The 11,178-nt window shown below is 36.0% G+C and carries 11 protein-coding genes and 2 tRNA genes; 2 read left to right on the top strand and 11 right to left on the bottom strand.

Annotation, left to right across the window (positions count from 1 at the left end; translation table 11 throughout):
* Window positions 1–121: 121 nt before the first annotated feature.
* From KO524_RS03190 to KO524_RS03175, 4 genes are read right to left on the bottom strand one after another with little or no spacing between them, the layout of a single operon-like run.
* Entirely contained in the window at window positions 122–319 is a 198-nt protein-coding gene (locus KO524_RS03190) for a hypothetical protein (RefSeq protein WP_219289916.1), read from the bottom strand.
* A 22-nt stretch (window positions 320–341) separates the two neighbouring features.
* Complete coding sequence (lptC, locus tag KO524_RS03185; RefSeq protein ID WP_219289913.1) at window positions 342–896, bottom strand: LPS export ABC transporter periplasmic protein LptC; 555 nt, start codon at window positions 894–896, stop codon at window positions 342–344.
* Window positions 897–906: 10 nt separating this feature from the next.
* Window positions 907–2,175 carry an outer membrane protein transport protein gene (locus KO524_RS03180; protein WP_219289910.1) on the bottom strand — a complete coding sequence of 423 codons (1,269 nt, stop codon included), beginning with the start codon at window positions 2,173–2,175 and terminating at the stop codon, window positions 907–909.
* Window positions 2,147–2,902, bottom strand: coding sequence for a type III pantothenate kinase (locus KO524_RS03175; RefSeq protein WP_219289907.1), 756 nt, complete (start codon window positions 2,900–2,902; stop codon window positions 2,147–2,149). Before KO524_RS03175 ends, KO524_RS03180 begins: the two co-directional genes overlap by 29 nt.
* A 128-nt stretch (window positions 2,903–3,030) precedes the next feature.
* On the opposite strand from KO524_RS03175, the gene KO524_RS03170 reads away from it, so the two are divergent.
* Window positions 3,031–3,103 (top strand) — tRNA-Phe (locus KO524_RS03170).
* Between the two features lie 45 nt (window positions 3,104–3,148).
* Window positions 3,149–3,221, top strand: a tRNA-Phe gene (locus KO524_RS03165).
* 159 nt (window positions 3,222–3,380) lie between these two features.
* Here KO524_RS03165 and KO524_RS03160 read toward each other — a convergent pair.
* From KO524_RS03160 to purH, 7 genes are all read right to left on the bottom strand, one after another.
* Complete coding sequence (locus KO524_RS03160; protein ID WP_219289904.1) at window positions 3,381–4,001, bottom strand: hypothetical protein; 621 nt, start codon at window positions 3,999–4,001, stop codon at window positions 3,381–3,383.
* Between the two features lie 66 nt (window positions 4,002–4,067).
* Complete coding sequence (gene rodA / locus KO524_RS03155) at window positions 4,068–5,321, bottom strand: rod shape-determining protein RodA (protein ID WP_219289901.1); 1,254 nt, start codon at window positions 5,319–5,321, stop codon at window positions 4,068–4,070.
* Between the two features lies 1 nt (window position 5,322).
* Entirely contained in the window at window positions 5,323–7,185 is a 1,863-nt protein-coding gene (gene mrdA / locus KO524_RS03150) for a penicillin-binding protein 2 (RefSeq protein WP_219289898.1), read from the bottom strand.
* Complete coding sequence (mreD, locus tag KO524_RS03145) at window positions 7,182–7,688, bottom strand: rod shape-determining protein MreD (RefSeq protein WP_219289895.1); 507 nt, start codon at window positions 7,686–7,688, stop codon at window positions 7,182–7,184. The genes mrdA and mreD overlap by 4 nt, the downstream gene beginning before the upstream one ends.
* Window positions 7,681–8,511 (bottom strand): rod shape-determining protein MreC, encoded by an 831-nt coding sequence (gene mreC / locus KO524_RS03140; protein WP_219289892.1) that lies wholly within the window; start codon window positions 8,509–8,511, stop codon window positions 7,681–7,683. Before mreC ends, mreD begins: the two co-directional genes overlap by 8 nt.
* A gap of 9 nt (window positions 8,512–8,520) precedes the next feature.
* Entirely contained in the window at window positions 8,521–9,549 is a 1,029-nt protein-coding gene (locus KO524_RS03135; RefSeq protein ID WP_219289889.1) for a rod shape-determining protein, read from the bottom strand.
* A gap of 54 nt (window positions 9,550–9,603) precedes the next feature.
* Window positions 9,604–11,130 carry a bifunctional phosphoribosylaminoimidazolecarboxamide formyltransferase/IMP cyclohydrolase gene (purH, locus tag KO524_RS03130; protein ID WP_219289886.1) on the bottom strand — a complete coding sequence of 509 codons (1,527 nt, stop codon included), beginning with the start codon at window positions 11,128–11,130 and terminating at the stop codon, window positions 9,604–9,606.
* Window positions 11,131–11,178 lie beyond the last annotated feature (48 nt).

Here is an 11,178-nt window from a genome sequence, read left to right as displayed (position 1 = left end):
AATTTGAAAAACAATATCTTTAAATATTGCTCCTAAGTTTGTTGTCGAAAATGTTGTTGAAAACTAATTTTGAAAGCAAAAAAAAACAGTAGTTAATAACTACTGTTTTTTATATTGGACTTTATTGTTGTTTGTTTTTATGGTGTTCCTGCATTTTTTTTGCATATCTCTTTCTAAAGAAGAACATAAAAATGGCAACGGCTGCTACAGCTATTTGTAAATAGTAATCTTCATCGTTTTGAAATTTTGTAACGCCATCATAGATAAAGAGTAGTGCTATAAAAAGATAAAAATAGGGGAATAATACGTATGCTTTCATGGTTAATTACGTTTGTAGGTCGTTATTCTGTTTTGTTTCTCTCGGCGTAGCTGTTTTGAGCTGTTACGGTTTTAAATTTACTGTCAAAATCAATTCCAACCCCTTCTGTAAAGCTGTTGTCGATATCCGATATTTTATAAAATTTCTCGGTGTAAAACCAATCGTTTTTTTGATCGTAATACAGTTGATCTGTTTCTAGTTTTTTGCCATCGTGACTTGTAATTACGACATTGCCTCTTAAATCAACTAATTCTTTTTTTCCGTAGCTGATTGCGTAGTCTGCTACAACAAAATTCTGGTTTTTTTCGCTGTCAATTAAAGTCAAGTGAATCCCTTTTGGGAATTCTGTAAACGGGTACTTTACCTGTGAGTAATCGAGCATCTGCGGACTTACTAAAATAGCCTTAACACTTCCCGAGTCTATATACTTTAAATTGATGTTCTCTCCTTGAGTTGTTGCAAAAAAGGGAACGGTATTGATTTTTTGTATTTTTTTAAAATTGCTGTCGCAAGAAGCCATAGTGACTATTAGTGTCAGCAGACTTCCGGTTAACAGTATGTTTTTTATAAAAGACATGGGCTTGGTTTTATTCGAAACGACGTTTAACAAACCATAAGTCGTTTAAGGAAATTCCAACAGATATATTAAAATAATTTTCCTTAATCAAATTGTTACTGCTTTTTCCTTTTTGACCATATTCCATGCTTAGGTTGATGTTGGTTTGGTTTCTTCCAACCGGAAATCCTGCCCCCATACTAAACGCATAATCATTGATTGATTGGTTTTCTAATACCAAGCCGGTATTTTCATATCGGAAACCAGCACGATAAACGATACGGTCAAAATAGCTGGTGAAAGAATTGTATTTTGGAATATAATAACCTCCTATAGTGTATTTTTGGGAGTCCTCAAAAGCCGCTTTTGCTGATGATTTCCAGTTATTTTGGAGTTTGCTGTTTTGAGTATGCTTAAATTCAGCTCCAATAAACCATTTTTGTTCTATTCCAATTCCTGTTCCTAAGGTAAATGAAGCAGGCATCGTTAAGTCGCTATTAATCATCTCTAGTTCTCTTGTTTCTATGGAAACAACGGAGCCGTTAGAGGCTTTTTGAACTGTTTCTAGAAAAGTAGAGGTGTCTGCGCTTATTTTAGTTTCAGGCGAGAACGTAAAGTTGCTGTGCCAATCATAATTTTTTATTTTACGGTTGTAAATAAGCCCGGTGTTAAATGTAAATCCACTGTAGTTTGTTTTTATACGTTCTCTAGATCCTTTAGGAAGAAAGACACCGGTACCGTCGTTGGTAATAAACACGGTGGAATTGTTGTCAATGTCTCCAAAATTGTATGCGAAATCTGCTCCAATTTGTAAATTAGGCAGTATGGAATAGGAAATGCCTGCAAAAGCTCTGTTTATTCCACCCTCTCCTGTAAAGTCTTTTGATCGGTTTTGATCGCCTACAGTAATTTCAGAGTTGATTTTATATCCTACTGACGTAAATGGTAGTATTCCAAATGATGCTCCAAAACGACCTAAGGGAATTCCAACAGCTATATAATCTACTAAAGTACTTTGAGCTTTTTCTGAAAATTCGTTGTTTTTGAATGTAGTGAAATTAGTAGTTCCTCCCACGGCAAAAGTAGTCCTTGTCAGTTTTGAAAAAGAAGCTGGATTTTTTAGGTTTAGGTGAATACTGTCTGAGTATGTGCTAATCCCTCCCATGGCTTTGTATTCGTTGGTTCCACTGAAATTCACTTTTCCAATTCCATAAAAAGAATATGGTGATGCGGTACCTTGTTGTGCTAATGCTGTAGTACCAATTAGTAAACTAAAGCCTAGAAAGATTTTTTTTATCATTTTCAATTGTATATTGATGTAAGGAATTCAAACTTTCTAACAAAAAGTTTGAATGGGCAAATATGGTGTTTTTTAGTCTTTTTGCCAAAAAAACTCCATCACCACCTGTTAAAATTATAGTTAAATCTTGAAAACGAGCTATGTACAGATCGATAAGTTGGTCGATTTCGGCCGTTAGTCCGTTAACAACGCCGGAATGTATAGATTCTGCGGTTGAATTTCCTATTAAATCAGCGGGTTCTTGCAATTGTAGCAACGGAAGTTTTGCAGTATAGGTATTTAGTGATTGGTATCTTAAGGCGATTCCTGGCGAAATAGCACCGCCTAGATAGTGGTTTTCCTTAGTGATGAAGTCATAAGTAACACAAGTACCCGCATCAATGACTAATCTATTTTGAGCGGGATACTGTAGTGTTGCACCAGCAGCCAGAACCAAACGGTCGATACCCAAGGTTTGGGGAGTCGAATAGTCGTTTTGAAAGGGTAAGGTTGTTTTTATAGTAATTTCTAGTAAATCGGTATGTGCTTGTAACCAGTTTAACGAGGCTGTATCGAGTTTACCCACGCTTGAAAGTACTATTTTGGGGAGGGTGTTGAAATTTTTTAAAATTTTTTTAAAATTTTTTAAAAAATTTTCACGCTCTAAAATATAGATTTCAATAATCCTATCGTTCTCAAATAAAGCTACTTTGGTTCTGGTATTCCCAATATCTACGACTAAAAGCATGACTGAAATGTTTGTGTAAGCAAAGATATGTAATGATTTTTTTTCAAAAGGGTTTGTTTAAATAAAAAACTGTTCTATATTTGCAACCGCTTACAAGGACAGTATGTCTTTGAAATCAAAAGCCAAATGGTGCCTTAGCTCAGTTGGTAGAGCAATGGACTGAAAATCCATGTGTCCCTGGTTCGATTCCTGGAGGCACCACAAATTTGCTTTTGATTTATAAGTTGCTTAAAAGTTTACTTTTAAGGTGCCTTAGCTCAGTTGGTAGAGCAATGGACTGAAAATCCATGTGTCCCTGGTTCGATTCCTGGAGGCACCACAAAAAATCCCAATCTTTATAGATTGGGATTTTTTTTTGGCGTTATAAGTATGTTTGTACATAGCAAAGAGGTTAAATTGCTGGGTAAAAGCGTGTTTTTACAATTAAAAACAAAAAAAAACTGCAAAATGCAGTTTTTTTAATAAGTAGTATTTTAGTTTAAAAAGACCTTAATTCTAGTTCCATACGTTCAACATCGAGTTTTAAGGTTTGAACTTTTGTTTTTAACTTCAGTATCTTTGCTTTGCCTTTGAGTTCTTTTAACGGGGTTAAAGAACCTTTGCGTAGGTTTTTCTCAAATTTATCCGTTTCGGTTCTTAAGCGATCCTCTTGTTTATAGAGTTTGCTTTTTGTTTTTTGGAGTTTACGCGTTGATTTGGCTAGCTTAGCTTGTTTTTTAATTTCGAGTTTTTGCTCTTTTTCAAGTTTTTTTTGTGCTTTTTCTAACGCCTTTTGATCCTTAATTGCTTGAAGTTCCTTTTTTTCTAGGTCCTTAACTAGTTTTTCTTGATTTAGTTGTTCCGCGTTTAGTAAATCTTGTTGGTTTTTTAGAATAATTTCTTCTTCTTTAGCTTGTAGTTTTTCTTGTTCACTAACAACTGTTTGTGTACTTTCCTTAACCTTCTCTAAAGCTGTGTTTACTTCTGTTTTTTCAGTCGTGATTTCTTGTATTTTTTCAATCGCTTTGTTTTTTTCTGTTTCAATAGTGGAAACCTCTTGTGCAGACATCAATTGAGTTGAAACTAAGAGAGTACCTACAAACCATAGTGTTTTTTTCATTGTATAAATTGAGTTTGGTGTTTTTGTTTAGTTGACTTTAATTGTAAGGCAAATTAGATGCCAATTTTACCATTCATTGACTTTATTAGCATCTAACTTGAGGAAAATAAACAACAATATAGTAAATGCGAGTAAGCTTGATCCTCCATAAGAGAAAAAGGGTAAGGGAACTCCGATTGTTGGAAATAGCCCCGTTAACATAGTGATGTTTAAAGCAAAGTGGATAAATAGGAAGCAGACTACGCTATATCCGTAAACTCGTGTAAAGCGCGATTTTTGCTGTTCGCATAGGTATATAAGCCGTAGGAATAGACAGACAAATAAAGTGATGATTACTGCTGCGCCGGTAAATCCCCATTCTTCACCAACTGTAGTGAATATATAATCGGTATGTTGTTCCGGTACAAAACCACCTTTGGTTTGTGTTCCTTCTAAAAATCCTTTGCCAAACCAGCCGCCCGATCCGATAGCTATTTTGGACTGATTTAAGTTATAACCTTCTCTTTGAAGGTTGACGTCTTCGCCGATTAATACATTGATACGGTCTTTCTGATGGGGTTCTAGCACCTCGTCATAAACGTAATCGACCGAGAATACAAAAGCAATCATTAGGGCCGATAGTCCCAAATATAGAAAGGGGTTTCGATTTATCTTTTTGTTGAGCACAAAGTGGATGATGGTGACTAATGCGATAGCGCCGATAATAAAACCGGGTTTTATGATCAGTGACATCACGAAAAGACTGATCGTGATAAAAGCGGTCCAAAGGTACCAACTCGGTAGTCCTTCGCGATACAAAACAAATATAAGTGAAGCAAATAACATGGCACTACCCGTGTCGTGTTGTAAAATAAGTAGCGTGGGTACTCCAATAATAGCCAAGGCTATCAATTGGTCTTTAAAAGTACTTAGGGCGTCCTGTGAGTCTGAAATGAACTTTGCCAATAAGAGGGCTGTAGTTGTTTTTACAAATTCAGAGGGTTGAATTCCAAAACCGCCTATTTGATACCAGTTGGTTTGTCCTTTTACCGATTTACCAAATACCATGAGTCCCAATATAGATAGTATACCAATAATGTAAAATATCATGGGATATTTTTCATAAAATTTGGCGTCGATCGATACTACCAGTATAATTAACGGAATACAAAACATGATGAATAATAGTTGGCGACCGTAGATTTGATTTAAATCAAAAAATGAGGTAGCTTCTACCGGTAGCGAGGCAGAGTAGATGTTTAGCCATCCAGCAAAAACCAGTACAAAATAAAGTAGGATTGAAATCCAATCGATGGTGCTTTTTACACTTTGATTTTTCATTTTATTGCGGGATCAGTTTGGCTTGTTGTTGTAAGCTTATTACTTTGGCATACTCACTTTGTAAGCTGCCTTCTAACATTCTTTTTTCTAAATCGGTACGGCTAATCTCTTTGTGTAGGTATTTTTCAATCATTAAACTGGTTATTGGAGCAGCCCAACGGGCACCCCAGGCACCATTTTCTATAAAAACCGCTATAGCAATTTTAGGATCGTCTTTTGGAGCAAATGCAACAAATACGGAGTGATCGGCTAATTGTATTCTTTTGGTTCCCACCTTAATAAAGTTTTCTACAGTTCCGGTTTTACCGCAAATTTCAATATCTTTAACTTGTACACTTCGACCAGAACCAAAATTGTAAACGTCAAACAATCCATTGATAACTGGTGTAAAGTATTGAGGGTCTATGGTGGTGATGTTTTTAGTTGTAAACTTTGGGTCTATATGGTGTTTTTCTATTTTTTTGATGATATGTGGGGTATAGAAATAACCTCTGTTGGCAATCGTTGCCATCATATTTGCCAATTGCATAGGGGTCATGACAACCTCGCCTTGTCCTATGGAATTCGAAATCGTCGTGGTGCTTCTCCAGCCTCCGTTGGGATACCAACGGTCGTAATAATTAGATGAAGGTATATGTCCTTTTCTACCATCAGGAAGATCATAGCCAAGAAATTCGCCCAATCCAAAGCTTTTTAGATGACTGCTCCATGCGTCTATGCCATAACGGGGTTTAGAGTATTTTTCGATAATGCGTTTATAGACATTGGCGAAATAGGTGTTGCAGGAACTGGCTATCGCTCTGTTGAGTGAAATACTACCAGAGTCGTGACATTTCATAAATGCTCCGCGCCCATAAAAGAAACCGTGATTACATACAAAGGCGGTTTGTTCAGTGATAACCTCTTCCTGTAAGCCGATTAGTCCGGTTAAAATTTTAAACGTCGATCCAGGAGAATACTCTCCAGATAAAACACGGTTAAATAGGGGCTTAGAAATGGAATCATTAAACAAAGCAGTATAGTTTTTAGAACGTTCTCTACCGACTAACAAACTGGGGTCGTAGCTCGGAGCGGTTACTAAAGCTAGAATTTCTCCGCTTTTAGGCTCGATGGCAACTATACCTCCGCGTTTATTTTGCATCAGCAATTCACCATATTCTTGAAGTTCTAAATCCAAGGTTAGTGTGATGTCCTCACCTTTTACAGCTAGGGTGTCGTAATGACCGTTTTTAAAAGAACCTATTTCTCTGTTAAATCGATCCCTTTGGATGTATTTAACCCCTTTGGTTCCTCTTAAAACAGTTTCGTATTCCTGTTCAACACCTTGAATTCCGATTAAGTCACCGCTGCGGTAATAAGAACTCCCTTTTACATTTTGCTCGTTGACCTGACGGATATAGCCAAATATATTGGCACCGGAATGCACTTGATAATCTCGTAGAGATCTTTTTTGTATATAGAAACCGTTGAAATGTCTGATTTTTTCTTGAAAAGCAGCATATTCTGCCTTGTTTAATTGGGGTAAAAAAACAGAAGGTAAACGCGGACTGTAAACACGTGCCTTGTCTAATTTTTTTATAAAGTCGTCTTTGGTCACATCTAGCATTTGACACAGCGCTAAGGTATCTATATCTTTTACCTCTTGAGGTATAATCATGATATCATAGGAGGGCTGGTTGGCGACTAGTAATTTGCCATTTCGGTCATAGATATAACCGCGCTCGGGGTATTCGTAAACGATTTTTAAAGCGTTGTTTTCCGACTTTTTAATATACGAATCATCAATTACTTGTAAATATAGTAGTCTTACCAATATTGCAATAGCAACGGATATAATTAAAAAGGGTAAGAGGAATTTTCTCATTTTTTAGATGGTTTGATCAAGTAGATTATTAAGACGCATAATATCAGGGTAAATAATGTTGTGAGTAAAGTTCGTAAAAGAATTTCCCAAATAAAATTAAATCTAAATATTTCTAAACCAAATAAAATGGTGTGATGTAATAAAACACCGCTAAAAAGATACGTAAAGAGCTCTTTACCTATTTTGTCAGCTATTTTAATAGTGTGGTATTCGTAACTGATACCGTATGAGAATTTTAATAAATCTGCGCGAAAATAGGCGAGTACTACGCAGGCAGCGGCGTGTACACCTCCAGAGTTTTCAAACATATCAATTCCCAATCCCAATAGAAAACTGATGAAAATTAATAAAGCCTTATTTCCATGGATGGGAAAAAGCAATATAAATAAAATATAAGGAAGCGGGTTGATAAAGTTGAATAGCTCTATATTGTTGAATACCAATATTTGAAGGGCAAATAAAAGTATAAATCGAATAATGTTTAAAGTTATAGTACTATTCATCTTTAGTTGCTTCTTCTAAATGGTTGATCTCTTCGATGTCGTTGTTCTTGATAATATAGACATAGCCCAAATTGGTCATGTCGTTAAATAAACGCACACTGATGGTGTAATAATTAGAACTTTTATCTACAAATACTTTATCAATAGCTCCAATGGGAATATTTTCTGGGAAAATGATTGATTTTCCTCCGGTTACTATAGTGTCTCCTTTATGAAGATCAGCAAGACGGGGGATGTCAATCAATTGAACATAGCCAGTGTTTTTTCCATCCCAATTTAAAGTACCAAAATGGTTAGAACCTTTTATTTTAGCATTGATTTGAGATTTAACGTTTAAGATGCTTTGCACCGTTGCATAGTTGTTGGCGGCTATTTCGACTATACCCAAAACCCCTCTGCTATTGACAACACCCATGTCGGGATGAATTCCGTTTTTGGTTCCTCCTTTGATGGTTAAGTAGTTTTCTTTTGATTTAAAGGAATTGCGAATAACCTTACCCAAAATGACTTCAAATTCTGGATTTTCGATCGGTTTACTATCGCTAATTTCTACAGAATCCGCTGGGTTTATCGAATTGTAAAGGATTTTTTTAAGCTCTGCATTTTCAAAGGCTAATTCGTCATTCTGTTGTCTAAGACTGAAATAGATTTTAGTATTATTAATCTTTTCATAGACATAACCCGTGAAGGCATTGGCAGAACCTAAAACGCGACTCCTGTGAAAGGAGTGCGTTTGGATAGTAAGTAGTAAAGAAGTTGCTAAAAGCAGCAAAAACAGTAACTTAGTACTGTTTTTTATAAAAAAATTTATTATTTGCTGCATGTTGAAATATTATTTGATAAGTATGCTTTTAAATTTGTTGATGTTTTTAATTACCAATCCAGTTCCTCTTACTACAGCTCTTAATGGATCTTCGGCAATATAAACAGGTAAATCGGTTTTTTGAGAAATACGCTTGTCTAAACCTCTTAACATCGAACCTCCTCCAGCTAAATAAATTCCCGTGTTATAGATGTCTGCAGCCAGTTCAGGAGGAGTTTGTGATAGGGTCTCCATTACGGCATCTTCTATACGTTGAATAGATTTATCTAAGGCTTTAGCAATTTCACGATAAGAAACCGTAACCTGCTTCGGTTTTCCTGTCAACAAATCACGACCTTGTACCAAAAGATCGTCTGGTGGTGCTTCTAAATCTTCAGTTGCAGCACCAATTTGAATTTTTATTTTTTCTGCTGTACTTTCTCCAACAAATAAATTGTGTTGGGTACGCATATAATATATGATGTCGTTGGTGAATACATCACCAGCAATTTTTACAGATTTGTCACAAACAATACCGCCGAGGGCTATAACTGCGATTTCGGTAGTTCCTCCACCTATGTCAACAATCATATTTCCCTTAGGTTGCATAATATCTACTCCAATACCTATAGCTGCTGACATGGGTTCGTGAATCAAATAGACTTCTTTTCCATTGACACGCTCACATGATTCTTTTACTGCTCGCATCTCTACTTCAGTAATTCCTGAGGGAATACATACTACCATACGTAGGGCAGGAGTGAAAAGTTTTTTTCTCAATGCAGGAATACTTTTGATGAACATACTGATCATCTTTTCCGAAGCGTCAAAATCAGCAATTACACCGTCTTTTAAAGGGCGGATTGTTTTTATGTTACCATGAGTTTTTCCCTGCATCAAACTAGCTTCTTTACCAACAGCAATAATTTTGCCCGTTGTTCTATCGCGAGCTACGATAGAAGGATTATCAACAACAACTTTTCCGTCGTGGATAATCAGTGTATTAGCAGTCCCAAGGTCGATAGCGATATCCTCGGTCATGAAATCAAAAAATCCCATACAATTAAAAGGGTTTTATAGGTTATAAAATTTTAGAGTACAAAAATAATAAAATTAATGTTTGAAATGACGAATTCCGGTAAATACCATGGAAACATTATTTTTATTACAATATGCGATACTCAAATCGTCTTTGATAGAACCCCCTGGCTGAATTACAGCAGAGATTCCGGCATTATGTGCGATTTCAACACAGTCTGGAAAAGGAAAAAAAGCATCACTAGCCATTACAGCTCCTCTAAGGTCAAATTGGAAAGCTTGTGCTTTTTCAATGGCTTGTTTAAGAGCATCAACTCTTGATGTTTGGCCTGTGCCTGAAGCACAAAGCTGTCTGTTTTTTGTCAATACTATCGTATTGGATTTAGTGTGTTTACAGATTTTAGAAGCGAACAACAAGTCTTCAATTTCTTCCGTAGAAGGAGTTGAATTGGTAACGTTAGTTAAGTGTTCTTTATTGTCTGTAATTAAATCTTTTTCTTGAACTAAAATTCCATTGAGACAAGTTCGTACTTGTTTTTTAGGAAGCTCCAGTTCTTTTTGTATTAATATAATTCTATTTTTCTTTTCTTTTAGAATTTCTAAAGCGGCATTGTCGTATGATGGTGCAATAACCACCTCGCAAAATAGGGAATTAATTTCTTTTGCCGTGTCGACGTCAATTTTTCCATTGGCAATTAAAACACCACCAAAAGCAGAAGTAGGGTCGCCCGCCAAAGCAGCCAAATAAGCTTCTTTCATCGTAGACATTTGTGCTACGCCACACGCATTATTGTGTTTTAAAATGGCAAATGTAGGTTGCTCTCCTTTAAATTCACCCATTAAATTGACTGCTGCATCGACGTCCAAAAGATTGTTATACGACAATTCTTTACCGTGAGCCTTTTCGAAAATTTGATCAAAATCACCAAAGAAGAAACCTTTTTGATGTGGGTTTTCACCATATCGCAATTCTTGACCGTTGTCTAAACTGGTTTTTAGAATGTTGTCTTCTGTGTTGAAGTAATTAAAAATAGCACTGTCGTAATGTGACGAAACATGGAAAGCCTGAGTAGCCAACCAACGACGCTGTTCTAGAGTAGTACCGCCTTCATTAGATATAATCATGTCTAAAAAGGGCTTGTATTCTTTAACGGATGCGACGATAATGGTGTCCTTAAAGTTTTTTGCTGCAGCGCGAATCAAAGAAATTCCGCCTATATCAATTTTTTCGATAATGTCTTCTTCACTTGCTCCAGAAGCTACTGTTTTTTCAAATGGATACAAGTCCACAATAACCAAATCAATCTGTGGTATCTCAAACTCCTTCATTTGTGCTATATCTCCTTCGTGGTCTTGACGGTTTAAAATACCCCCAAAAATCTTTGGATGTAGCGTTTTTACACGACCACCTAAAATGGAAGGATATGAAGTTACTTCTTCAACAGCAACTACAGGAATACCTAAATCTTTAATAAAAGTTTCTGTTCCCCCAGTAGAATAAATCGTTACCTGGTTTGCGTGAAGTTGTTTTACGATTGGTTCTAATCCGTCTTTGTCAAAGACAGAGATTAAAGCCGATTGAATTGTTTTAGTTGTGCTCATGTTGTGTGTTTGGTTTAATTTGCAAAAGTAGTTATTGTTCACGTATTT

Origin of the sequence: Flavobacterium sp. NKUCC04_CG (genome assembly GCF_019345525.1) — a bacterium.
Lineage (GTDB): Bacteria > Bacteroidota > Bacteroidia > Flavobacteriales > Flavobacteriaceae > Flavobacterium.
The sequence above is the reverse complement of the archived record's forward strand: the minus strand, read 5'-3'. Positions and strand labels throughout refer to the sequence as shown.